Source organism: Nocardioides stalactiti (genome assembly GCF_014180715.1).
Lineage (GTDB): Bacteria > Actinomycetota > Actinomycetes > Propionibacteriales > Nocardioidaceae > Nocardioides > Nocardioides stalactiti.
This window is the reverse complement of the sequence record NZ_JACEFC010000070.1, coordinates 1-23,897: the sequence shown is the minus strand read 5'-3', so window position 1 is coordinate 23,897 and position 23,897 is coordinate 1. Positions and strand designations below refer to the sequence as shown.

The window sequence follows — 23,897 nt, the reverse complement described above, 5'->3', positions numbered from 1 at the left end:
TCGAGGCCGCTGACGATCTCCGCGACCTCCGCCGGGTCGGGGACGGCTGCCCGCAGCGTCTCGCGCGGGTCGACGCCGGCGTACCGCAGGCCGACCCGGTAGAGCGGGCGGTCGGCCCGCGCCGCCAGCGCGGCCCTGAGGGCCGTGAGCGAGGAGGCTCCGCAGCGACGGGCGTCCTCCGCGCGCAGCGAGGACGCCGCGACCTGGTCGACGCTGACGACCTCGAGCAGGCCGACGGCGGTGCGCAACCGGGTCCCGACGCGGACCCGAGGGCGGTCCCACCGACGGAAGGCGAGGTCGATCTCACCCGCGCGGATCGCCTCGAGCTCGACCGGTCGGATCATCACAGGGCCACGATAGGCGCCGGGGATACGGTGGCGGTCATGACCCGGTTCTCCTCGATCCTGCTCGTCGATCCCCGCGGCTGGGTGCTGCTGCAGGAGCGCGACGAGCACCCGGTGATCGACCCGGACCGCTGGGGGTTCGTCGGCGGCCACGTCGACGAGGGCGAGGACCCGGAGACGGCGGCCTACCGTGAGCTGCTCGAGGAGACCGGCCTCCGGGTCGAGCCGCCGCTGCTGGAGCTGTGGGGGGAGTTCTCGGTGTTCCACGAGGCCTACGACTCCTTCGACGACGCCTTCGTGTTCACTGCCGCGACGACCGCCACCGACGCGGACGTCGTCGTGGGTGAGGGTCGTCAGATCGTGTTCGTCGACCCGGCGCAGGTCGGCGACCTCCCGCTGACCGCGTCGGCGACCCAGATCCTGCCGGAGTTCCTCCTCTCCGAGCGTTATCGGTCTCTTCGAGCCTGAGGGGCGGTGGCGGAGACGCACCGCGATCACCGCAGTCGACCGCCGACGTCCTAAACTCGGCTCCATGGCCCTCCTCGACCGGATCACCTCGCCCCGCGACCTGCGGGACCTCACCGAGGCCGAGCTGACGACGCTCGCGAGCGAGATCCGTGACGTCCTCATCCGGACGGTGGCGACCAACACCGGTCACCTCGGGCCCAACCTCGGCGTCGTCGAGCTCACCCTCGCGATCCACCGTGTCTTCGACAGCCCGCGCGACCGGGTCGTGTTCGACACCGGCCACCAGGCCTACGTGCACAAGCTCGTCACCGGCCGGGCCGCCGACTTCGGGACGCTGCGCCGCGAGGGCGGGATCAGCGGCTACCCGAGCCAGGCGGAGTCCGACCACGACATCGTCGAGAACTCCCACGCCTCGACCGCGCTCAGCTATGCCGACGGCATCGCCAAGGCCTACGCCATCCGCGGCGAGGACCGGCACGTCGTCGCGGTCATCGGTGACGGGGCGCTCACCGGCGGCATGGCCTGGGAGGCGCTCAACAACATCGCGATCGCCAAGGGTTCCCGCCTGGTGATGGTCGTCAACGACAACGGCCGCTCCTACACGCCCACGATCGGCGGCCTCGCGACAGCACTGACCGGCCTTCGCACCAACCCGCGCTACGAGCAGGTGCTCGACATGGTCAAGAAGCGGGTCAACGCCGTGCCGGCCGTCGGCCCGACGGCCTACGACGCGCTGCACGCGGTCAAGAAGGGTCTCAAGGACGCGCTCGCCCCCCAGGGTCTCTTCGAGGACCTCGGTCTCAAGTACGTCGGCCCGGTCGACGGCCACGACCGGCACGCCATGGAGCAGGCGCTCGCCCAGGCCAAGCGCTACGGCGGTCCGGTCATCGTCCACGCGATCACCCGCAAGGGCTTCGGCTACGACCCGGCCGAGCGGCACGAGGCCGACCAGTTCCACGCGCCGGGTCCGTTCGACGTCCAGACCGGTGCGGAGAAGCCCAAGGGCCTCATCTGGACCGATCACTTCGCCGAGCACATCGTGCGGATCGGCGAGCGGCGCCCCGACGTCGTCGGCATCACCGCGGCGATGATGCACCCGGTCGGCCTCGACAAGTTCCAGCAGCGCTTCCCGGAGCGCACCTTCGACGTCGGCATCGCCGAGCAGCACGCCGCCACCTCGGCCGCGGGCCTCGCGATCGGCGGCCTGCACCCGGTCTTCGCCGTCTACGCGACGTTCCTCAACCGCGCCTTCGACCAGGTCCTCATGGACGTGGCGCTCCACAAGTGCGGTGTCACGTTCGTGCTCGACCGGTCGGGTGTGACCGGCGACGACGGCGCGAGCCACAACGGCATGTGGGACATGTCGATCCTCCAGGTCGTCCCCGGCCTGCGGCTCGCGGCGCCTCGTGACGTCACCCGGATGCGCGACCTGCTCGACGAGGCGGTCGAGGTCGCCGACGCCCCGACCGTGGTGCGGTTCCCCAAGGGCCCGCCGCCGGACGACATCGAGGCGATCGACCGCGTCGGCGGGATCGACGTGCTGGTCCGTGACGGCGCCAAGGACGTCCTCGTCGTCGCCGTCGGCTCGATGGCCGGCACCGCCGTCGAGGTCGCGGAGCGGCTCACCGCCCAGGGCATCGGCGTCACGGTGGTCGACCCGCGGTGGGTCAAGCCGGTCGACCCGGCCCTGGTCGAGCTCGCGGCTGACCACCGCCTGGTCGTGACGATCGAGGACAACGGCGTGATCGGCGGCGTCGGCGCGGTGCTGCTCCAGACGCTGTCCGCGGCGGGCATCGCCACGCCCGTCCGCATCCACGGCATCCCCCAGGACTTCCTCGACCACGCCAAGCGCGCAGTCATCCTCGAGCGGATCGGCCTGTCGGCCCAGACGATCGCGCTCGACATCGTCCACGAGATCGCAGGAAGCGGATCCGCCGAGGCTGCGGTCGACCGAACGCTTCTCGATGTCGACGGGAAGCACTGACCGTCCCGGACGCCGGCTCCGGATCTTCGCCGCGCTGCTGACCGCCCTCGTCGCCCTCGCCAGCCTCACGGCGTGCGGGGAGGACGAGTCGCCGGTCACGAGCGACCCCACCGACCGCGATGCCATCGCCTCGATCGAGAAGACCCTGCGCCAGCGGGCACGCGCGGTCCGCGACCGGGACCCGGTCCGGTTCACCGCCACCCTCGGGCAGCGTGACGACGCATTCGTCGCCGAGCAGGAGGGCTACCTCGACAACCTCGACCAGCTGCCGCTCGCCACCTACCGGATCACGCTCGTCGACGACTCGCTGAAACGGGCGGGCAGGTCCTACTGGGCCGAGGTCCTCGTCCGCACCCAGCTCCAGGGGTACGACGTCGCGCCCGTCGTCACCCGCGACCGCTGGCGCTTCACGCCCACGCGCGACGGTCGTCGCTACCTGGTCTCCTCGACCCGCGACGCGGGCTGGGAGGCCGGACACGACACCCAGCCGCAGCCGTGGGACCTCGGGCCGATCGAGGTCCGCGAGGCGCCGGGTGTGCTCGGCATCTTCGACGCGACGACACTGCCGCTCGCCGACGAGGTGCTCTCGGCGGTGTCGCAGAGCCGGTTCGAGGTGAAGTCGATCCTTCCCGACACCCTGGAGGACCCCGGCGGCGTCGTGGTCTCGACCCTGTCGGACCTGGCGTTCCTCGAGAGCCTCGACGGGCTGCCGACCGCGCCGGCCGACCTCGACGCGCTGACGGTGCCGGTCCCGCGCGACGCCGAGCGGCCCGAGGGGCCGGTCGCGTCGTACCGGGTCGTGCTGAGCCCGGACGTCCTCGACGAGGGGGAGCAGGTCGTCGACCGGCTGGTGCGGCACGAGCTCACCCACGTCGCTCTCGGCGACCACGCCCGCCGGGCGCCGCTCTGGCTCGACGAGGGGCTCGCCGAGTACGTGTCCGTCCGGCCGTTGGCCCCGGTGCAGCGCCCCCTCCAGACCGACGCGCTCGACCTCGTCGCCACGGGGGTCAACGACCTGCCGCCGGACGAGGCCTTCGGCGGGGCCGACGCCGAGGGCTGGTACGGCGTCGCGTGGTGGGTCTGCGAGTACGTCGCCGCGACCTACGGCGAGGACGCGTTGTGGGCGCTCGTCGACGGGTTCGCGGCGGGTCGCGACGAGCAGGCGGTCGTCTTCGACACGCTCGGGGTGACCACCTCCGAGCTGGCTCAGGCCGGCATCGCGCTGATGCGCAGCACCTACGGGTGAACGGGCCCCGACGCCCGGTCAGTATCGTTTCCCCGTGACCCTGACACCCCCGCGGCTCGTGCACATCGTCGACGACGTGCCGGAGCTGGAGGGGATCGCCGGACTGCGGCTCGTCGTGGCCCTCGACGGCTTCCTCGACGCGGGCAACGCCGGCGCGATCGCGTGCCGGCACCTGGTGGCCGAGGGCGGCTCCGCCGACGGGGCCGGTGGCGTCGTCGTGGCGACCTTCGACGTCGACCAGCTCCACGACTACCGGGCCCGCCGGCCCCCGATGTCCTTCGTGCGCGACCACTACGAGGGCTACGACGCGCCCCGGCTGGTGGTCCGTCTGCTCCACGACACGGGCGGGACGCCGTACCTGCTCCTCCACGGCCCGGAGCCCGACATCCGGTGGGAGGCGTTCTGCCGGGCGGTCCTCGAGGTGGTCGAGCGGTTCTCGGTCGACCTCGTGGTCGGGATGGGCTCGGTGCCGATGGCGGTCCCGCACACGCGGCCGATCGCGATCACCCACCACGCCAACAACACCGACCTGCTGAGCGGCACCAGCCCGTGGCGTGGTGAGCTGCGCATCCCGAGCAGCGCCCAGGCGCTGCTGGAGGTGCGGCTCGGCGAGTGGGGCCACGACGCCCTCGGGTTCGTCGCCCACGTCCCGCACTACCTCGCCCAGCTCGACTACCCGCGCGCCTCGCTGGCCGTGCTGGGGCAGGTCGAGCTCGCGGCGCGGCTGACCATCGACCTGACCGACCTCGCCACTGCGGCCGAGGAGCGCGAGGAGGAGATCGCGCGCTACCTCTCGGCCAACGCCGAGATCGGTGAGGTGGTCTCCGCGCTCGAGCAGCAGTACGACGCCTTCGCGCGCGCCGAGGAGAGTGGCTCGAGCTTGTTGGCGGAGGACAAGCCGCTGCCCACGGGCGAGGAGATCGGGCAGCAGTTCGAGCAGTTCCTGGCCGGTCTCGAGCGGCCCGACGAGACCGGAGGAACCCCGTGACCGAGCCGGAGATGGCCGACGCCACCCGCCAGCTGGTGTCCCTGCTCGACCTGGAGCAGATCGACACCGACCTGTTCCGCGGCAAGCAGCCCGAGTCGGTGCGCCAGCGCGTCTACGGCGGCCAGGTCGCCGCGCAGGCGCTGATCGCGGCGACCCGCTCGGTCGGCCCGGACTTCCACGTCCACTCGCTGCACTCCTACTTCCTGCTCCCGGGCGACTACAACGTCCCGATCGTCTACGACGTGGAGCGGATCCGTGACGGCAAGTCGTTCGCCACCCGCCGGGTGCTCGCCCGTCAGCACGGGCGGCCGATCTACTACCAGTCGCTGAACTTCCAGCGGCTCGAGGACGGCCTCGAGCACCAGGACGTGATGCCCGAGGTCAAGCCGCCGGAGGAGGGGCTCGACCTCGTCGACCTGATGCGCGAGCGCGGCTCGGACGACGGGCTCGGCAAGGAGTGGGCGGCGCTCGACGTGCGCTGGCTCGGCAACACCCGGCACGGTCTCGAGCCGGACCCGATGCACCCGTCCAAGACCCAGGTCTGGATCCGGATCGACGGACGTCTCTCCGACGACCCGCTCGAGCACCTGGCGACGTTCACCTACGCCAGTGACGTCTCGCTGCTGGGGGCAGCGCTCGCGGCGCACGAGACCGGACCCCACGACGTCCAGATGGCCTCGCTCGACCACACCATCTGGTTCCACCGACCGTTCCGCGCCGACGAGTGGTGGCTCTACGACCAGTGGTCGCCGTCGGCCAGCGGCGCACGAGGGCTCTCCCTGGGGCGGGTCTTCACCCAGGACGGGACCCTGGTCGCCACCGTCGCCCAGGAGGGCCTGATCCGTCCCAGGACGCGATGACCGACGCGCGCACCGGGCTCCAGGAAGTACGTCGGCTGATCGACGCCGACGAGCCTGCGGCTGCGTTGGCGATCCTCGAACCCTTGGTCGCGGAGCGGCCCGAGCACGGGCTCACCCGGTTCTTCCGGGCGCGTGCTCGGCTGGCGACGGGGGACCTCGACGGCGCACGAGCCGACGCCGACGCGGCTGCCGTCCTGATGCCGGACCGCTCCGCCGCCGACCGGGTGCTGGCGCGGATCGAGGTCGCGCAGGCCCGCACGGACAGCGCGACGCTGGTCGCCCAGGCGGCAGCCGACGTCGCGATCGTCGACTCCGGTCACCTCGCGGCCCGGAACGCTGCTCCGACCGAGGACGTCCGAGCGGCGGTGCAACGCCTGGCGGCCCTCGACCTGGTGGGCGACTGGACCTCGGACCCGACACTGGCCAAGATCGCCTACTTCCACCACGCCGTGGACCCGGTCCGGGCGCTGGCGAGCTATGACCCCCACCTGATCGGGGTGTCCGCGGACTTCGGCTACATCACCTGGCCGCGGCGGATCCAGGAGCACGTCCGCGGGCGGAGCGTGATCGACGTGGGCTGCGGCTTCGGCGGCTTCGGCGTCGGTTTCCTCGTCGCCGGCGCGACGTCGTACCTCGGCCTGGACCCGGCGATGGACCTCGACAGCACCAGCGCCCGCAACAAGCGCCTCCGCGAGCGGGCCGACATGGGCATCACGCCGCGCGCCATCGCCGAGAACCTGCCGGCCGTGCGGCTGTTCCGCGGCAAGTCGGAGGACCTGAGCTTCGACGAGCGGTTCGACACGATCTCGCTGCACAACGTGACCGAGCACCTCGCGGACCCCGAGCGGGTGCTCGCCGGGCTGGTCGCGCTGTGCAAGGAGGACACCCGCCTGGTGTTCCACCACCACAACTACTACTGCTGGAACGGCCACCACGACCCGCCGGTCCAGCCGGCCCAGCTCGACCCGGCCTCGGCGGAGCACCAGCAGGTCGTCGACTGGCGCCACATCGACCAGCTGCCGCACCTGCCCGCCGGCCACCGCTACCTGACGACGCTCAACCGGATCCGGCTCGACGAGCTGCGCGAGCTCACCGAGCGCTACTTCGTCGTCGAGCAGTGGGAGGAGATCAGCTCGTCCGCGGCGACGTTGGCGCGGTTGACCCCGGAGGTCCTCGAGCGGGTACGTCGGACGATGCCCGACCTCACCGAGCGGGAGCTGTCGGTCAACGCGGTGCTCTGCGTGGCGACGCCGCGCTAGGGGGACCGGCGCGCTAGGGGGATCGGCGCGGAGCGGTCAGCCCTTGCGGCGCAGCCACCCGCCCGGGGCCGCCGAGATCAGCAGCTTGTCGCTGACCTGCTCGTCGACCTCGAAGTCCGGGTTGGCGGCGAGGAACTCGCGCACCGCCGAGCGAGGGCTGTTGCCCGGTGCCCAGGGACGGTCCGGGAAGACCTCGGCGTCCATGTCCTCGACGATCGTGTCGAAGACCAGGCAGTAGCTGCCCGGGGAGACGAGCGGGGAGTAGAGCTCCAGCTCGCGGGCCACGTGCTCGTGGGTGTGGTTGGAGTCCAGCGAGACGAGCACCCGCTGGAAGCCGGCGGCGTGCTCGCGCACCTGCGCGGCCATCTCGTCGGTGACCGACGAGCCCTGGAGCATGTCGATCCGCGCCCGCAGCGGGTGGCGGTCGAGCTCGTCGCGGTTGTGGTCGCGGATGTCGATGTCGATGCCGAGGACCTTGCGACGCGGGTTGGCCGGGTCGAGCGTGGTGCCGGCCTCCACGGCGTCGGCGTAGTCGAGCATCGCGAGCAGCGAGGCGCTGAGGACGAGCGAGCCGCCGTGGGCGATGCCGGTCTCGATGATGAGGTCGGGCTTGACCGCCCAGACGACCTCCTGGAAGGCGACGATGTCCGCCGGGAACTGGATGAGCGGTCGCCCGAGCCAGTCGAAGTTGTACATGTAGCGCTGGGCGAACGCCTCGGTCACCCACTCGCGGGTCAGGCCCTGCCACGCGGTCTGCTCGCCGTAGGTGGCGATCGACGCGCGCTGCTCGTCGCGGAATGCACGGATCGGGTCGGTCATCGGGTCCTCCATGGGGCGAGCATCTCAGGCAGTCGGTCGAGCAGTGGATCCGGGTCGATGCCGGACTCCTCGCGGACCCGGCGTACGTCGACCCGGGGCAGGACGCGGGTCGGGCCGTCGGGGGCGAAGGCGACCGGGCGGCCGGTGACCGACTCCAGCACGGCGGCGATCTCGCGGTGGGTCACGGCGGTCCCGCTGGCGAGGTTGTACAGGCGGTGCCGACCGCCGAGCGCGACGTGCTCGACCATCGCGCACACGTCCTCGACCGCGACGTAGTCCTTGGCCGAGTCGGGAGCCTCGCCGATGACGACGTCGCGACCGGCCGCCACGTCGCCGAGCAGCATGCCGAGGAAGGAGTCCTCGTGGGCGCCGGGGCCGTAGACGTTCGCGACCCGCGCGACCCGGGTACGCGGGTCCGGGTGCGACAGGCACACCGCCTCACCCAGCAGCTTGCTGAGGTCGTAGAGGCCGTCGGCGGTCGGCGCGGCGCGCACGGGGGTGTCCTCGTCGACCACGTCCTCTCCGGAGGACTGGTAGACGCGGGTGCTGGAGAGGTAGAGCCAGGAGTCGAAGGACGCGTCGCGGAGCCGCGCCGTCAGCGCTGTCACGTGGGCGTCGACGGTGTCGAACGGGCGGGTACGGAAGTCGCCGGTGAGCCCGATGGCGTAGACGACGTGGCCGAGCGGTCCGGACGGGACCTCGTCGCGGGCCGGGGCGTGGACCTCGTGCCCCGCGGCACGGAGGTGGCGGGTGAGCGCCCCGCCGATGAAGCCGGACGCCCCGTAGACGGTGAACCTCACGAGGCGGTCACCGTCGCGACCCGCGCAGCTGCATCGGGTTGCCCGCGGCGACGGCGTACGGCGGGACCTCGCCGCGGACCAGGGTCATCGCGCCGATGACGGCGCCCCGGCCGATCACGGCGCCGTCGAGGATGACGCATCCGGCGCCGATCCAGACGTCGTCCTCGATCACGATGCCACCCTTGCTGGCTCGGAAGCCCTGGTCGCGGATGAGCACGTCCGGGTCGTCGTACTGGTGGTTGGCGGGAGCGAGGACGCAGTTGGCCGCGATGGCGACGGCGTTGCCGATCGTGATCCCGTTGCCGGTGTAGAGCACGCAGCCGGAGTTGATGACCACGTCGTCACCGATGACGACGTCGCCGGACCCGCCGGCGGGCTTGACCTTGACGAAGCTGTCGATCACGGTCCGCGCCCCGATCACGAGGCGGGTGCCGCGCACGCTCGACTCGAGGTCGGCGAGGGCGGACACGCGGGCGGTGGCGTCGATGGTGACCGGAGGGTTCACGACAACAGCTCCTCGGGCAGCTCGGACAGGAGGGGGAGCGCGGCGTCGCGCTCGGAGAGGGTGGTGGGGGAGACGGGCCACGGGACGGCGACGTCCGGGTCGTCCCAGCGCAGGCCCGCCGCAGCGCCGTCGACGTACCGGGCGCCCATGCCGTACCAGAGGTCGGTGCGGTCGGCGGTCGTCACGAACCCGTGAGCCAGCCCGGGCGGCAGGTACAGCAGCCGACCCTCGTCGGCGTCGAGGTCGACCCACCCGGCCGTGCCGAAGGTGGGGGAGTCGCGACGCAGGTCGACGAAGGCGTCGAAGAGCGAGCCGCGCACGCACTGGATGAGCTTGCCCTCGGCGTGGGGCGGACGCTGGAAGTGCATGCCGCGCAGGGTCCCGGCCGTCGTGTTGCGCGACAGGTTGCACTGCACCGGGACCAGGTCGATGCCGGCGGCCGCGAACTCGTCGGCGCACCACGTGCGGGCGAAGCTGCCGCGCTCGTCCCGGTGCTCGTCGAGGTGGACGACGAAGGCACCGGCGATCGCGAGCGGCTCAAAGCGCATCAGCGCACCTCGAGCGCCGGGATGGCGGTGACGAACCGTCCGCCCCGGTCGCTGACCTCCGCGAGCTGGGCGATGACCTCGTCGCGCAGGTTCCACGGGAGGATCAGCACGTAGTCGGGACGGGTGGCCAGCATCTCCTCGGGGGCGACGATCGGGATGTGGCAACCCGGGGTCAGCCGGCCCTGCTTGGCCGGCGACCGGTCGGCGATCATGGGCAGGTCCTGGGTCGTCACGCCGGCGTAGTTGAGCAGCGTGTTGCCCTTGGCCGCGGCCCCGTAGCCCGCGACGGTCCGGCCCTCCGCCCGCGCGTCCGCCAGGAACGCCAGCAGCTCCTTGCGGACCCGCTCGACCTCACCGGTGAAGCCGGCATAGCCCTCGGGGCGGTCCATCTGGGCGGCCGACTCGAGGTCGCGGACGTGCTGGGTGCCGGGACAGGCAACGTGCGCGGCCGACTCCCGACAGACGAACACCCGCAGCGAGCCGCCGTGGGTCGGCACCTGCTCGACGTCGAAGACCCGCAGGCCGTGCCGCGCGAAGACCCGCTCGACCGCGACGAGCGACAGGTAGGTGAAGTGCTCGTGGTAGATCTGGTCGAACTGCACCTGCTCGAGGGTCTGGAGCAGGTGCGGGAACTCGACCGTGAAGACGCCCTCCGGCGTGAGCACCGCGGCGATCCCGGCGACGAAGTCGTTGATGTCCGGGACGTGCGCCATCACGTTCTTCGCGACCAGCAGGTCCGCTGACAGGCCGCGGGCCGCAAGCTCCTCGCCCAGCTCACGGCCGAAGAAACGGACCTCGGTCGGCACGCCCTTGGCCACGGCGGCCGCCGCGGTGTTGGCCGACGGCTCGATGCCCAGGACCGGGATGCCGCGCTCGACGAAGTACTGGAGGAGGTAGCCGTCGTTGGAGGCGATCTCGACGACCTGGCTCTCCGCCCCCAGCCCGAACCGGCCGACGACCATCTCCGCGTAGTCCCGGCAGTGCTGCAGCCAGCTCTCCGAGAAGCTCGAGAAGTAGGCGTAGTCGTCGTTGAAGATCGCGTCGGGCGGGACCACGCTGTCGACCTGGACGAGGAGGCACACGTCGCACACCCGGGCGTGGAGCGGATAGACCGGCTCCGGTCGGTCGAGGTCCTCGAGCCGGAGGTTGCTGTTGGACAACGGCTGCAGGCCGAGGTCGACCAGGGTGCGGTGCAGCGGGGCGCCGCAGCCTTGGCAGGTGGGCTCGGGGTTCACGCCAGCTCCTCGTAACGCTCGATCTGGGCAAGGGTCAGGTCACGGGCGTCGGCTCCCGCGTCGTGGTCGCGGTACCACTCGGCCGTCCATCGCAGCGTCGTACCGGGGTCGAGGCGAGGGGACCAGCCGAGGGTGGCGATGGCCTGGGACGCGTCGAGCGCGAGGGTCGCCATCTCCGGCGGGTGGTCACCGGGCGCCTGCACCCATCCGTGCTCGGCACCGAGCTCGCGGGCGACCGCGTCGGCGACCTCGGCGACGGTGGACTCGGGGGTGCCGGGCGCCGGGCCGAAGTTGAGCGCCAGGGGAGCGGTCGCCGGGGCCGACGCGAGGGCCTCGGCGTGGAGGAGGTAGCCGGCGATCGGCTCGAGCACGTGCTGCCAGGGGCGGGTCGCGTCGGGGTAGCGCAGCTCGAGCGGGCGCCCGGCGCGCACCGCACGCCAGACGTCCGGCACCAGACGGTCCTCCGACCAGTCGCCGCCGCCGACGACGTTGCCCGCGCGGGCGGTCCCGACGCCGACCCCGGCCGGCCCGAGGAAGCTCGCCCGATAGCTGGCGGTCGCGATCTCGCAGGCCGCCTTGGACGCCGAGTACGGGTCGTGCCCGCCGAGGCGGTCGTCCTCCACGAACGCCGTGGGCACCCCGGCGTTGGCGTAGACCTTGTCCGTCGTGACCACGAGCACGGCCTCCAGTCCCTCGACCTCCCGCGCCGCGTCGAGCACGTTGACCGTGCCCTGGACGTTGGCCGCGAACGTCTCGCGCGGCTCGCGGTAGGAACGGCGCACGAGCGGCTGGGCCGCGAGGTGCAGGACGACCTGCGGAGCGAACCCGGTGACCACCGTGCGCAGGCGCTCGTGGTCGGCGAGGTCGGCGATCGTGGACGACGCGCGGTCGAAGGGCGCCAGCAGGTCGTGGAGCGCCGGGGACTGGTCCGGCGCCAGGGCGTAGCCGGCGACGTCGGCGCCGAGCCGCTCGAGCCAGAGCGCGGTCCAGGACCCCTTGAAGCCCGTGTGGCCGGTCAGCAGGACGCGTCGGCCTTCCCAGAAGGAGCGGGTGGGCAGCATCAGCGCGTCAGTCCCACTTCTTCCACGGCGCCTCGCCGCTGCTCCAGAGGGACTCCAGCAGCGACTTCTCCCGCAGCGTGTCCATCGGCTGCCAGAAACCACGGTGGCGGTAGGCCATCAGCTCGCCAGCGGCGGCGAGCTTCTCCATCGGCTCGCGCTCCCACACCGACGCGTCGCCGTCGATGAGGTCGATGACCGACTTCTCCAGGACGAAGAAGCCGCCGTTGATGCTCGCACCGTCGCCTGCGGGCTTCTCGGTGAAGCCCGTGACCGCGTCACCCGCCGTGAGCAGAGCGCCGAACCGGGCCGGCGGCTCGACCGCCATGACCGTGGCCTGCTTGCCGTGCGCGCGGTGGAACGCGATCTCGTCGCTGATGTCGGCATCGGTGAGGCCGTCGCCGTAGGTGAACGCGAACGGCTCGTCGTCCGGGAGATGGTCCTGCACGCGCCGCAGCCGGCCACCGGTCATCGTCGCGTCGCCGGTGTCGACCAGGGTCACCGTCCACGGCTCGGCCCGCTGCTCGTGGACCGTCATCTGGCCGGTCGCCATGTGGAACGTCACGTTCGACATGTGCAGGGCGTAGTTCGCGAAGTACTCCTTGATGACGTAGCCCTTGTAGCCGCAGCAGATGATGAAGTCGTTGATCCCGTGGTGGGAGTAGAGCTTCAGGATGTGCCAGATCATGGGTCGGCCGCCGATCATCACCATCGGCTTGGGCTTGGCCTGGGTCTCCTCGGCGATACGGGTCCCGAGGCCTCCGGCCAGGATCACGGCTTTCAAGCGTCCATCCTCTTCTCCGTCTGCAGCCGCGACCCTACTAAAGTGCGCCCGGTGACGGACGCCGAGGACACAACCCGCCTGCGGGTCCAGCTGGCCGCACTCCTCGACGAGCACGGGCTGCCCACCGACCAGGCGGCGCCCCTGGTGGCCCTGGCGCGACAGGGGAGGGACCTCGATCCGGCCGCCATCGGCGCCGCGCTGGTCAGGATCCTGCGCCCCACGGACTACCCCGACCCGGCCGCGCGCCTGGTGGCCAGCGTCATCGACGGTCTGGCGGAGCCGGACAGTGGCGAGGCGCTGCGCCGTACCCTCACCTGGGTCCTGGGGGAGCACCCCGGAGACGCGTCGGTGGCCGAGGTCGTCCGGATCGCGCGCCAGGCGCCGCTCGCCGAGGACGCCTGCGTCTCCATCGCGGAGCCGGCGTGGCGCGACCAGCCCCGCTTCGCTCAGGCGTACGANGACCAGCCCCGCTTCGCTCAGGCGTACGACGAGGCGACCGGGATCGCGGCCTGGGGCCGCGACATCCGCTGGCGGGTGCAGACGCTGGTGAAGCTGGCAGCCGCCGCCCGTCACGTGCGCGGCGACTTCGTCGAGTGCGGCGTCGACACCGGCGGTACGGCGCGCGCGGTGCTGGCCTACCTCGGCGACGAGGAGTTCGCCGACCGGACGTTCTGGCTCTTCGACACCTTCCGCGGCCTGGTCCCCGAGCAGCTCGACGCGGAGGAGCGGGCGCTCGAGGAGACGCGCGGTGACCGCTACCCGGACGTCGCGGACGTCGCCCGGGCCAACTTCGCCGACAAGCCCTACGTGCGGATCGTCCAGGGTGCGGTCCCCGACACGCTGGCGGAGTTCGAGGGCGACCGGGTCGCGTTCCTCCACATCGACATGAACGCGACCGTTCCCGAGGTGGGCGCGCTGCGGCACTTCTGGCCGTTGCTCTCGCCCGGTGCCCCCGTCGTCTTCGACGACTACGGCTTCCCCCGGCACGCGCCCCAACGGCGCGCGCTCGACGCGGTCGCCGACGAGCTCGGCGTCGAGATCCTGATGCTGCCGACCTGCCAGGGTGTCCTCCTCAAGCCCCCGGCGACCGAGGGCTGAGGCCATGCACGTCCTCGCCATCGGCCAGTCCAACCTGGCCAACCACTGCGGCTCGCCGCGCACCGCCGCGCGCGGGGAGGTCCGCCACCTCGGGACGGCGCAGCCGCTCCAGGACCCGGTCCCCGGAGGCTCCGGGGACCTGGGCAGCGTCTGGCCCCGCGTGGTGGACGAGCTCGCCGCGCTCGGGACGGTCGGGGACGACGCGCCGTTCGTGCTGACGCTCGCTGCCCAGGGCGGCACCTCGGTCGCCGAGTGGGCGCCGGGCGGGCCGTGCCACGACCTGCTGATGACGCGGGTCGCCGACGGCGACCTCGACGGCGTCACCCACGTCGTGTGGCAGCAGGGGGAGAAGGACACGCTCCTGGAGACCAGGGCCGCCGACTACACCGCCGACTTCCTGCGGCTCCACGCGTCGGTGACCGCGGTGGTGGGGGCCGTCCCCTGGATCATCTGCCGCACGTCGTACCGTTTCGGCGTGACCTCCGCCGCCGTCGTCAGCGCGCAGACCGAGCTGGCCCGCACGGTGCCCGGTGCGGTCGCCGGCCCCGACCTCGACGCGCTCGGCCCCCAGCTGCGCCGCGACGACACCCACTTCAACGACGAGGGGCTGCTGCGGTTCGCCAGCCTGCTGGCGCCGGTGCTGGCGGGGGCGAGCCGATGACCGCCGGAGCGCTGCCGGCGACGCCGCCGAAGTCGCGGGCCGTCCTCGTCGCCTGCATGCCCAAGAGCGGGTCGACGTTCCTGTCCGCCGCGCTGTCCCAGCTGCCCGGCTTCCGTCGCGAGCACATCGTGCCGTCGTACAAGCGCCGCGAGCAGGAGATCGGGATCAACGAGCTCCAGCGCGCGTTCGACGCCACCCAGACGCTCCGCAAGGCCTTCGACGCCGGACTCTTCAAGACCGAGGACCGCCCGCGCGGCTTCGTCGCGCAGAACCACATCCGGCACACCGCCGAGACCCAGGCGCTCATCGACGCCTACGCGATCGTCCCGGTCTGCCTGGTGCGCAACATCTTCGACATCGTGGTCAGCCTGCGCGACCACGTGACCCACTCCTCGGTGTTCACGCCGACGGCCTACGTCGACGAGACGATGGTCGACTGGGAGCCGGAGCGCATGTACGAGTTCCTCGTCGACATGGCCGTGCCGTGGTACATCCACTTCTACGTCAGCTGGTTCAAGGCCGAGAACCGGATCATGGTCACCTACGAGGACCTCGTCGCCGACCCGCACGCGCAGCTGCGCGAGATCCTGCGCTTCGGCAAGCTCGGCTGGAACAACGAGATGATCGCCCAGGCGCTCGAGGACGTCGCCGGCGTCAACATGCGCAAGAACGTCGGCAAGGCCGGGCGCGGCGAGGTGCTGGCCGACGACCTCAAGGCGCGGGTCGCGCACTTCTGCTCGTTCTACCCCGACGTCGACTTCCGGCCGATCGGCATCGACCAGTCCGGGGCCGCTCGGTGAAGGTCGTCATCCCCACCCGCAACCGACCGACGTCGCTCCAGGGTGTGCTCGACTACTACGCCCGCTTCTACCCGCAGGTCGACCTCCTCGTCGCCGACGGCTCGGCACCGGAGTTCAAGGAGCGCAACGCAGAGGTCGCCGCCGCGGCGGGGATCGCCGTCGACTACCGCCCCTACGACGAGACGCTGTCGCTCTTCGACCGGCTGCTCGAGGTGCTGCGCACCATCGACTCCGAGTACGTGGTCATGGGCGCCGACGACGACTACCCGGTCATGGAGACGATGGTCCGGGCGCAGCGGCGGCTCGAGGAGAAGCCCGACGCGGTCGCCGCCGGTGGTCACCTCGTCCACATCGGCATCACCAGCCCGGACGACGGGATCGTCCGGCTCGACCCGGTCCGGCACATCTCGGCAGACACCCCGGACCGACGGATGCGGATGTTCGGGGCACTGCCGTTCACGACCACCTACGGCGTCGCCCGCCGCGAGCTGCTCGTCCACCGCTACGAGTTCCTCCGCGAGTGGAGCATGCCCGGGTTCTTCGACCTCGGGGTCGGCCTGATGGACCTGTCGCACGGCAAGTTCATCGCGATCCCCGACCTGGGGTTCATCTGCACCCGCAACTACGTCCACAGCTACTACCGGGCGGAGGAGCCGCTGGTCTACCTGCGGCGGGCGCACGACGTCCTCGACCTCCACGACCGGTTGCTGGAACGGCTGTCCCACGCCGACGGGCTCGACCCGGACACGGCGGCCGACGCCGTGCGCACAGTCATCTCGCGCCGGGTCGCGGCGCTCGCCGGCGCGCCGCCGTACCGGCTCGCGGGCTTCACCGAGCGGCCGCCGTACAACACCCCGATCGTGGAGGGCGCGCGCCAGCTGTTCGCCGACCTGTTCCGGGCGGGTACGCCCGAGCGGGCCAAGCACGCCGAGCGGCTGGAGTTCATCGCGGCGCGGTTGGCCGAGACGCTGGAGTCGACGGACAACGCAGGGGAGGCGGACACCTATGAGTCCTGGTGACCAGGGTCCGGGCGTGCCGAGCCCGGACGCTCCGAGCACCGCGGCGCCGGCACCGGATGCCGAGGGACCCCGCGACCTGATGGCCGACATCGGCTTCCGGATCAGGGTGACGTTCCCTGACCTGCTGGTGATCGAGCCGGACGGGTCATGATCCGGACCCTCGCCCCGGGGATCCAGGGCGGCGACCTGCTGGCGGGCCTCGACCTCCCGGACGCGATCGCGCGGCTCCTCGAGCAGGGCGACGTGCCGGGGATGCTGACCGTCGAGGAGCGGGCCTTGCTGACCTCCCTCGTCGCCCGCACCTGGCGCGGCGACGGCGCGATCATCGACGGCGGCAGCTTCTTCGGCTCCTCGCTCGTCGCCGAGGCGGAGGGTCTGCTCGACCATCCCGCTCTCGGCTCGCTCGACCTGCTCTCGTTCCCCCAGGGCAAGCCGGTGCACGGCTACGAGCTCGGGTTCCTGCCGGCGCCGTCCGACCCGGCGGTCGACCGGCGCCGGAGCTTCGGCGGGGTCGAGTACTTCCTCGGCGACGACTTCGTCCCCATCCTGGAGCGCACCGTCGCGCCCTACCGGCGCCACATCGAGCTGCACATCGGCGACCTCAACGAGGAGCGGTGGGACGGGTCGCCGATCGAGATCGCGTTCATCGACGTCTGCAAGACCCCGCAGCTCAACGCCCACGTGTCGCGGGAGTTCGTGCCTGCGATGATCCCGGGCGCGTCGACCCTCATCAACCAGGACTTCTTCTTCGACCGGCTGCCCTGGATCAAGGTGACGATGGGTTTCCTCGCCGACTACTTCCGGTGGGAGGGCCAGGTCCGCAGCAGCTCGGTCTACTCCAGCACTCGCGCCGTCCCGGCCGACGTGGCGTCGTACGACCCGTTCGTCGAGGGCACCTTCGACGACTGCCTGCGCTACCACGACGCCACCGCCTTCGGGGACCTCGGCCGGTCCTGGGCGTTCCGCCTGGCCGTGTCGCGCGGCTGGCTGATGGCGCACAAGGGACGGCCCCGCGAGGCGATCGACCACCTGCACTCCCTCACCGAGGAGTACGCCGACGTGCTCGCCGACCCGGCGACCGGCGGCGACGCGCGGATGCGCCTGGACCGCGCCGTCGGTCAGATCGGGAACCGGTCGATCTACCGGATCTGGGGCTGGACCGGCGTCGACGACACGATCGACGGACGACGCACCGTGCTGCCGATGCTCGGCGACAGCGCGGTCGGCACGACCGCTCTGCGCGACGTCGACCTCGCGGCCGGCGTCGCCGCGGTGAAGGAGCGGCCCGCCCCGGGATCCATGTCCTCGGGCCCCGAGCAGGCGCTCGTCGAGCAGCTCGCCGCCCGGACCTGGAGCGGGCGGGGCGCGATCGTCGACCTCGGGAGCTTCCTCGGAGCCCCTTTGGTCGCGGCTGCGGAGGGGCTGCGCGTCAACCCGGTGCTGGCCTCGACCCCGCTCGCGCAGTTCCGTGGAGCGCGACCGGTCCACGGCTTCGAGCGAGGGTTCCTGCCGGCGCCGGCCAGCTCGGCGGCGAAGCGCGAGCGCACGTTCGGCGGGGTCACCGTCCACCTCGGCGACAGCTTCGCGCCGCGGCTCCAGCGGACGGTCGCGCCGTACGACGACCTGGTGGCGCTGCACCTCGGCGAGCTCGACGACCACCCGTGGGACGGTTCACCCGTCGAGCTGCTGCACGTCGACCTCGGCGCCACGGCGGCCGCGACAGCGCGGGCCCTCGCCGGCTTCCTGCCGGCGTTGCTGGCAGGCTCGGCACTGGTGGTGCGCGAGGTCTATGCCGACCAGCAGCCCTGGCTCAACGTCACCCTCGGGTTCCTCGCCGACCACCTGCGGTGGGACGGCCAGGTGCGGTCCGTGGCGGTCCTCGGCTGCGTGGTGGCGGTGCCGGCGGACGCGGCGTCCCACGACCCGTTCACGGACGCGTCGCTGGAGGAATGCCTGCGCTACCACGACGCGGTGCCGACGGCGGGCGTCGGCGACGAGTGGCGCCACCTCGCCGCGCTCTCGCGGGTCCGGCTGGTGGCGGCGAAGGGCGACCGTGACGGCGCCCTCGACCTGCTGGGCGAGACGGCGGCGGAGTTCGCCGACCTCCACGCCGGCGAGGGACCGCACCGCGACCGGTGGCTGCGGCTGCAGCGGTCCCTCGCCTGAGCGTCAGAGTGCGGTCGTCCGCCCGACCAGGTGCGGAGCACCCGTCTTGGGGTTGACCAGGGTGAAGTCCCAACCGGCCGGGTTGGCCTCGGCGCCGAACCGCGCCTTGCCCGGCAGGAAGATGGGCTTCTTGAACGCGACCTCGACCTGGACCTTGTCCGGCAGTCGGTTCTCGAGGGCCGCGATGCAACGGGCCTTGCTCCACATGCCGTGCGCGATGTGGCGCGGGAAGCCGAGGGCCTTCGCGGTGAGGGGGTAGAGGTGGATCGGGTTCCGGTCGCCCGACACGGCGCCGTACGTCCGGCCCAGGTTGTCCGGCAGGCTCCACACCGGGCCCTTGGCCTCGACCGGGGTGAACGAGCGACCGGGGTCGCCGTTCTCCTTGTCGCCGCCGCCGATCCGCAGGTAGGTCGAGACGGACTCCCACACGACCTCGCCACCGACGGTGCCGACGACGTTCATGTCCCAGGCGCGGCCCTTGGTGCTCTTGCGCAGGTTGTCGGCCCTGAGGGAGAGGGAGACGGTCTCGCCGATCGCGACCGGACGGTGCTGGGTGATCGAGTTCTCGAGGTGCACCGAGCCGATGGCCGGGAACGGGAACTTCGAACTGGTCATCAGCTCCATGTGCAACGGGAACGCGAGCATGTGGAGGTAGGGGACCGGTGCCACGTCCTTGGCCGGGAAGCCGCAGACCGCCGCGTAGCGGTCGACCTCGGACCGGGTGACGACGACGTCGTCGCGGCGCAGCTCGACGTCGGGGAGCGCGCCACCGGACTTCTTGATCCCGGGGAGCTGGTTGACGCCCGGGATGGCGGGCAGCGCGGCCTTGAGCATGACGGGCACGGCCATGTCAGGCACCGAGCATCATCTGGCCGCAGACGCGGACCACGTTGCCGTTGACGGCGGTGGAGGCGGGGGAGGCGTACCAGGCGATCGTCTCGGCGACGTCGACCGGCAGACCGCCCTGCGACATCGCGTTGAGCCGCTGGCCGACCTCGCGGGTCGCGAACGGCACGGCCGCGGTCATCTGGGTGATGATGAAGCCGGGCGCGACGGCGTTGATCGTGATGCCGTCCTTGAGCTGATCGCTCAGCGAGTCGACGAAACCGATGACGCCGGCCTTGGACGCGGCATAGCTGGTCTGGCCGAGGTTGCCGGCGATGCCCGCGATCGACGCGACGCCGATGATCCGACCGTTGGCGTTGACGACCTTCTGGGCGAGCAGCTCGGCGGTGATCTTCTCCGGCGCCTCGAGGTTGATCTGGAGGACCTTGCCGAAACGCTCGGGCGACTGGTTGGCCAGCTTCTTGTCCATCGTCACACCGGCGTTGTGCACGACGATGTCGACGCCGCCGTGCTTCTCCTTGAGGTGGTGCGCGATCCGCTGCGGCGCGTCGGGGGAGGTGATGTCGAGGGTGAGCCAGTCTCCGCCGAGCTCCTTCATGACCTTCACCAGGTCGTCGGCGGCCTGCGGCACGTCGAGGCCCACGACGGTCGCGCCGTCGCGGTGCAGCACCCGGGCGATCTCCTCGCCGATGCCGCGGCTCGCGCCGGTCACGAACGCGACCTTGCCGGCGAGCGGCTGGGTCCAGTCGGCCACGTCGGTGGCCTTCTTCTCCTTGTGCGCGCCGATCCGGACGACCTGGCCCGAGACGTAGGCGGACTTGGGGCTCAGCAGGAAGCCGAGCGTCGAGGTGACCGAGGCCTCGTAGCCCTCGGCGACGTAGACCAGCTGGACCGTGCTGCCCTTGCCGATCTCCTTGCCGAGGCTGCGGGTGAAGCCCTCGAGCGCGCGCTGCGCGATGCGCTCGCTGCCCTCGACCTGGGCCGGCGGCGTACCGATGACGACGACGCGGGCGCAGCTCTGGAGGCTGCGCATCAGCGGCGTGAAGAACTCCTGGAGGGCGCCGAGGCCCTCGACCGTGGTGATGCCCGTGGCGTCGAAGACGAGGCCCTTGTACTTCTCACCCTCCGCCTGTGCGGTGGTGGAGGCGATGCCGAGCGTGTCGAGGAGGCCGGGCAGGGACTCGGCGAGACGGCCGGTGCCGCCGGTGACGATGGTGCCCTGGACCAACGGGTCACCTGCGGAGTAGCGGTCGAGCTTGGTCGGGTTGGGGAGCCCGAGGTTCTTCACCAGCAGCTTGCCGATGGGGGACGAGGTGAAGCCCTGGTACTTGTCGCTCATGATGCTGCTGTGCCTCCGAAGCTCTGAGGTCGTCGTTCTGGTGTGCTGACGGTCTGCGGGCCACGCCCGCTCGCCTTATGTAACCCGATGTGTAACTCTGAGTCCACATTTCGTGATCTGGCCCTCAAACGGTTCTCTGGACGGGCCTGAAGGTTGAGGATAGGAAACATGGCTGAATCTGTACGTCGGGCCGCTGTCATCGGCGGTAACCGCATCCCCTTCGCCCGCTCTAACGGTGCCTACGCCACCGCCTCCAACCAGGAGATGCTGACGGCCGCTCTCGACGGCCTGGTGTCGCGGTTCGGGCTGGAGGGTGAACGCATCGGTGAGGTCGCCGGTGGCGCCGTGCTCAAGCACAGCCGCGACTTCAACCTCGTCCGCGAGTCGGTGCTCGGCACCAAGCTCGCTCCGGAGACTGCTGCGGTCGACCTGCAGCAGGCCTGCGGCACCGGCCTCCAGGCGATCAACTACATCGCCAACAAGATCAAGCTCGGTCAGCTCGACTCGGGCATCGGCGGCGGCGTCGACACCACGTCGGACGCCCCGATCGCGATCGGTGAGAAGCTGCGCAAGAAGCTGATCCAGCTCAACAGCGCGAAGTCCAACAAGGACCGGCTGGCGATCCTCGCGACGATCCGCCCGGGCGACATCAGCCTGGCGATCCCCTCCAACGGCGAGCCCCGCACCCGCCTGTCGATGGGTGACCACCAGGCCCTGACCGCGCTGGAGTGGCAGATCACCCGCGAGGCGCAGGACGAGCTCGCCGTGACGTCGCACCACAACCTCGCCGCGTCGTACGACGCCGGCTGGCAGGACGACCTGATCACGCCGTTCCGCGGTCTGGAGCGCGACAACAACCTGCGCGCCGACTCCTCGTTCGAGAAGCTCTCCACCCTCAAGCCGGTGTTCGGCAAGGGCGAGGCGGCCACCATGACCGCCGGCAACTCGACCCCGCTGACCGACGGCGCCTCCGCGGTGCTGCTCGCGTCCGAGGAGTGGGCGGAGGCGCACGGGCTCACCCCGCTCGCCTACTTCGTCGACTCCGAGGTCGCGGCCGTCGACTTCGTCAACGGCCACGAGGGCCTGCTCATGGCGCCGGCCTACGCCGTCCCGCGGATGCTCGCGCGCCACGGCCTCACGCTGCAGGACTTCGACTACTACGAGATCCACGAGGCGTTTGCCTCGCAGGTCCTGTCGACCCTCGCCGCGTGGGAGAGCCCGGTGTTCTGCAAGGAGCGCCTCGGCCTCGACGCGCCGCTCGGCTCGATCGACCGCGCCAAGCTCAACGTCAAGGGCTCCTCGCTCGCCGCGGGTCACCCGTTCTCCGCGACCGGTGGCCGGATCGTCGCCAACACCGCCAAGCTGCTCGCCGAGAAGGGCAAGGGCAGCCGCGCCCTGATCTCGGTCTGCGCCGCCGGCGGCCAGGGCGTCGTCGCGATCATGGAAGCCTGATCGAGCCGAGCTCGACACGAAGGCCCGTCCGGTGATCCGGACGGGCCTTCGTCGTAGGTCAGGTCAGGCCTGGACCGAGCTCGGGGGAGAGACCAGCGCCAGCGCCGAGGACACGACGTAGTCGCGCACCTGGTCGGCCGACAGCTCGGCGACCGTGGGCAGCCCGGGGGCGGTCTCGGTGACCAGGATGCCGAGCCGCGCGAGCTGGAGCGCGCCGAGGCCCGAGGCGTACATCGTGTTGGCCACGATGACCGGGTCGCCGCCGAAGGAGAACTCGCCGGACCCGACGCCGTCGCGCAGCACCCGCGACAGGATCGTCATGCACGAGGTGATGCCGCGGCCGAGCCGGAAGAGGGCGCCCTCGGAGATGTCGTCGAGGAGCTCGTCGCCGGGCCGGACCATCAGCGCCAGCGCGCAGTCGACGAACGCCGGGTGGGCGACGCCGTAGTCGAAGAACGCGCCGACCACCGCGCTCAGCTGGTCGCGGGCGTCGGGGGAGGACTCGACCGCCGCCTGCATCGCGTCGTGGAGCTCGTCGAGGTAGCCGACCAGGGTGAGCGCGAAGAGCTCCTCCTTGCCGGTGAAGTGTCGGTAGACGATCGCCCGGTTGATCCCGACCGAGCTGGCGATCTCCTCGATCTGCACGTCGCGCACGCCGCGGGAGTCGAAGAGCTCCCGGGTGGCCGCGATGATCTGCTCCTTGCGCGCACGGCGCCGTGCTGCCGCAGCCTTGCGACGTCCGTCGACCTGGGGTGACCCGCTCGCCATGGTCGAACTGTACGCGATGTGCAACTCGGAGTTGCACGAATGTGGCACCGACGACGCCGCGACCGCTCAGCCGAGGTGCGCGAGGACGGTGTCGAGGGTGTCGGCCTGCTCAGGCGTCTTGTCGTCGCGGTAGCGGACGACGCGGGCGAACCGGAGGGCGACGCCGCCGGGGTAGCGGGTGGAGCGCTGGACGCCGTCGAAGGCGATCTCGACGACCTGCTCTGGCCGCACGCGCACGACCCCGTCGGTCTCCTCGGTCCGGAGCGCCTGGAACCGCTCGGTCTGCCACGCCAGCATCACGTCCGTCATCCCCTTGAACGTCTTGCCCAGCATCACGAAGCGGTCGGGGTCCGCCGGGTCGCGGGCACCGAGGTGGATGTTGGAGAGCAGTCCGTGGCGACGGCCCGAGCCCCACTCGACGGCGAGGACGACCAGGTCGAGGGTGTGGACGGGCTTCACCTTGACCCAGGCGGCGCCACGGCGGCCGGCGGCGTACGGCGCGGAGGCATCCTTGACGACGACGCCCTCGTGGCCGTCGGCCAGCACTCGGTCGGTGAACGCGCGCGCCTCGGCGGGGTCGGTGCCGCGCCAGCGCGGCACCCGGTGCTCCTCCGGAACCAGTGCGTCCAGGGCGGCCCACCGTTCCGCGGCCGGGAGGTCGACGAGGTCGCGGCCGTCGAGGTGCAGGAGGTCGAAGAAGTACGGCGTCACCGCGGTCGTGCGGTCCACCGTGGAGGCCGTGCGGGCCGCCGTCTCCTGGAACGGCCGCGGACGACCGTCGGCGTCGAGCGCGATCGCCTCGCCGTCGAGGACGACGTCGGCCGCCTCCAGCGCCTCGACGGCGGCGACC

General features: G+C 71.6%; 24 protein-coding genes and 1 pseudogene. 13 read left to right on the top strand and 12 right to left on the bottom strand.

The window, feature by feature from the left end; genetic code table 11:
* Positions 1-347, bottom strand: a pseudogene (locus H0487_RS14315) (hypothetical protein); the annotation flags it as partial.
* A 36-nt stretch (positions 348-383) separates the two neighbouring features.
* Here H0487_RS14315 and H0487_RS14310 point away from each other — a divergent pair.
* From H0487_RS14310 to H0487_RS14285, 6 genes are all read left to right on the top strand, one after another.
* A complete protein-coding gene (locus H0487_RS14310) occupies positions 384-812 on the top strand; it encodes an NUDIX domain-containing protein (RefSeq protein ID WP_183094904.1) in 429 nt (142 codons plus the stop codon).
* Between the two features lie 64 nt (positions 813-876).
* Positions 877-2,796 carry a 1-deoxy-D-xylulose-5-phosphate synthase gene (gene dxs, locus H0487_RS14305; protein ID WP_183094903.1) on the top strand — a complete coding sequence of 640 codons (1,920 nt, stop codon included), beginning with the start codon at positions 877-879 and terminating at the stop codon, positions 2,794-2,796.
* A complete protein-coding gene (locus H0487_RS14300; protein ID WP_183094902.1) occupies positions 2,777-4,042 on the top strand; it encodes a gluzincin family metallopeptidase in 1,266 nt (421 codons plus the stop codon). Before dxs ends, H0487_RS14300 begins: the two co-directional genes overlap by 20 nt.
* Before the next feature lie 34 nt (positions 4,043-4,076).
* Positions 4,077-5,030, top strand: a complete 954-nt coding sequence (locus H0487_RS14295; protein WP_312855948.1) for a PAC2 family protein — start codon at positions 4,077-4,079, stop codon at positions 5,028-5,030.
* Entirely contained in the window at positions 5,027-5,890 is an 864-nt protein-coding gene (locus H0487_RS14290) for an acyl-CoA thioesterase (RefSeq protein WP_376766682.1), read from the top strand. Before H0487_RS14295 ends, H0487_RS14290 begins: the two co-directional genes overlap by 4 nt.
* The gene (locus H0487_RS14285) at positions 5,887-7,149 is read left to right on the top strand and encodes a methyltransferase domain-containing protein (protein WP_183094901.1); all 1,263 of its coding nucleotides are present in this window, start codon (positions 5,887-5,889) and stop codon (positions 7,147-7,149) included. Before H0487_RS14290 ends, H0487_RS14285 begins: the two co-directional genes overlap by 4 nt.
* A 36-nt stretch (positions 7,150-7,185) precedes the next feature.
* Here H0487_RS14285 and H0487_RS14280 read toward each other — a convergent pair whose 3' ends face one another.
* From H0487_RS14280 to rfbF, 7 genes are read right to left on the bottom strand one after another with little or no spacing between them, the layout of a single operon-like run.
* Positions 7,186-7,980, bottom strand: coding sequence for a cephalosporin hydroxylase family protein (locus tag H0487_RS14280; protein WP_220793414.1), 795 nt, complete (start codon positions 7,978-7,980; stop codon positions 7,186-7,188).
* Positions 7,965-8,768 (bottom strand): NAD-dependent epimerase/dehydratase family protein, encoded by an 804-nt coding sequence (locus tag H0487_RS14275; RefSeq protein ID WP_183094900.1) that lies wholly within the window; start codon positions 8,766-8,768, stop codon positions 7,965-7,967. Before H0487_RS14275 ends, H0487_RS14280 begins: the two co-directional genes overlap by 16 nt.
* 7 nt (positions 8,769-8,775) lie before the next feature.
* Entirely contained in the window at positions 8,776-9,273 is a 498-nt protein-coding gene (locus tag H0487_RS14270) for an acyltransferase (protein WP_183094899.1), read from the bottom strand.
* Positions 9,270-9,821: a dTDP-4-dehydrorhamnose 3,5-epimerase family protein gene (locus tag H0487_RS14265; RefSeq protein ID WP_183094898.1), complete on the bottom strand. Its 552-nt coding sequence runs from the start codon at positions 9,819-9,821 to the stop codon at positions 9,270-9,272. The genes H0487_RS14270 and H0487_RS14265 overlap by 4 nt, the downstream gene beginning before the upstream one ends.
* Positions 9,821-11,056 (bottom strand): class I SAM-dependent methyltransferase, encoded by a 1,236-nt coding sequence (locus H0487_RS14260; protein WP_183094897.1) that lies wholly within the window; start codon positions 11,054-11,056, stop codon positions 9,821-9,823. Before H0487_RS14260 ends, H0487_RS14265 begins: the two co-directional genes overlap by 1 nt.
* The gene (rfbG, locus tag H0487_RS14255; RefSeq protein ID WP_183094896.1) at positions 11,053-12,117 is read right to left on the bottom strand and encodes a CDP-glucose 4,6-dehydratase; all 1,065 of its coding nucleotides are present in this window, start codon (positions 12,115-12,117) and stop codon (positions 11,053-11,055) included. Before rfbG ends, H0487_RS14260 begins: the two co-directional genes overlap by 4 nt.
* 7 nt (positions 12,118-12,124) lie before the next feature.
* Positions 12,125-12,889, bottom strand: a complete 765-nt coding sequence (gene rfbF / locus H0487_RS14250) for a glucose-1-phosphate cytidylyltransferase (RefSeq protein WP_312855949.1) — start codon at positions 12,887-12,889, stop codon at positions 12,125-12,127.
* Between rfbF and H0487_RS14245 the strand changes: the two genes are divergently transcribed.
* The 6 genes from H0487_RS14245 to H0487_RS14220 are packed head-to-tail and all read left to right on the top strand — an operon-like array spanning position 12,770 to position 18,642.
* Positions 12,770-13,996, top strand: a complete 1,227-nt coding sequence (locus tag H0487_RS14245; protein WP_446685571.1) for a TylF/MycF/NovP-related O-methyltransferase — start codon at positions 12,770-12,772, stop codon at positions 13,994-13,996. The two genes, rfbF and H0487_RS14245, sit on opposite strands and share 120 nt — an antisense overlap.
* A 4-nt stretch (positions 13,997-14,000) precedes the next feature.
* Positions 14,001-14,657 carry a sialate O-acetylesterase gene (locus H0487_RS14240; RefSeq protein ID WP_183094894.1) on the top strand — a complete coding sequence of 219 codons (657 nt, stop codon included), beginning with the start codon at positions 14,001-14,003 and terminating at the stop codon, positions 14,655-14,657.
* Complete coding sequence (locus tag H0487_RS14235; RefSeq protein WP_183094893.1) at positions 14,654-15,457, top strand: sulfotransferase domain-containing protein; 804 nt, start codon at positions 14,654-14,656, stop codon at positions 15,455-15,457. Before H0487_RS14240 ends, H0487_RS14235 begins: the two co-directional genes overlap by 4 nt.
* Positions 15,454-16,476 carry a TIGR00180 family glycosyltransferase gene (locus H0487_RS14230; RefSeq protein WP_183094892.1) on the top strand — a complete coding sequence of 341 codons (1,023 nt, stop codon included), beginning with the start codon at positions 15,454-15,456 and terminating at the stop codon, positions 16,474-16,476. The genes H0487_RS14235 and H0487_RS14230 overlap by 4 nt, the downstream gene beginning before the upstream one ends.
* Before the next feature lie 13 nt (positions 16,477-16,489).
* Complete coding sequence (locus H0487_RS14225) at positions 16,490-16,627, top strand: hypothetical protein (RefSeq protein ID WP_183094891.1); 138 nt, start codon at positions 16,490-16,492, stop codon at positions 16,625-16,627.
* A complete protein-coding gene (locus tag H0487_RS14220; protein WP_183094890.1) occupies positions 16,624-18,642 on the top strand; it encodes a hypothetical protein in 2,019 nt (672 codons plus the stop codon). Before H0487_RS14225 ends, H0487_RS14220 begins: the two co-directional genes overlap by 4 nt.
* A gap of 3 nt (positions 18,643-18,645) precedes the next feature.
* Here H0487_RS14220 and H0487_RS14215 read toward each other — a convergent pair whose 3' ends face one another.
* Positions 18,646-19,491, bottom strand: coding sequence for a MaoC family dehydratase (locus tag H0487_RS14215; protein WP_183094905.1), 846 nt, complete (start codon positions 19,489-19,491; stop codon positions 18,646-18,648).
* A 1-nt stretch (position 19,492) separates the two neighbouring features.
* Entirely contained in the window at positions 19,493-20,827 is a 1,335-nt protein-coding gene (locus H0487_RS14210; protein ID WP_183094889.1) for a 3-oxoacyl-ACP reductase, read from the bottom strand.
* A 168-nt stretch (positions 20,828-20,995) separates the two neighbouring features.
* Here H0487_RS14210 and H0487_RS14205 point away from each other — a divergent pair, with 168 nt between their 5' ends.
* Positions 20,996-22,279 (top strand): acetyl-CoA C-acetyltransferase, encoded by a 1,284-nt coding sequence (locus H0487_RS14205; RefSeq protein ID WP_183094888.1) that lies wholly within the window; start codon positions 20,996-20,998, stop codon positions 22,277-22,279.
* 63 nt (positions 22,280-22,342) lie between these two features.
* Here H0487_RS14205 and H0487_RS14200 read toward each other — a convergent pair whose 3' ends face one another.
* Positions 22,343-23,047: a TetR/AcrR family transcriptional regulator gene (locus tag H0487_RS14200; protein ID WP_183094887.1), complete on the bottom strand. Its 705-nt coding sequence runs from the start codon at positions 23,045-23,047 to the stop codon at positions 22,343-22,345.
* Between the two features lie 66 nt (positions 23,048-23,113).
* On the bottom strand, positions 23,114-23,897 hold a 784-nt coding region (locus H0487_RS14195; RefSeq protein ID WP_446685570.1), incomplete at its 5' end, for an ATP-dependent DNA ligase.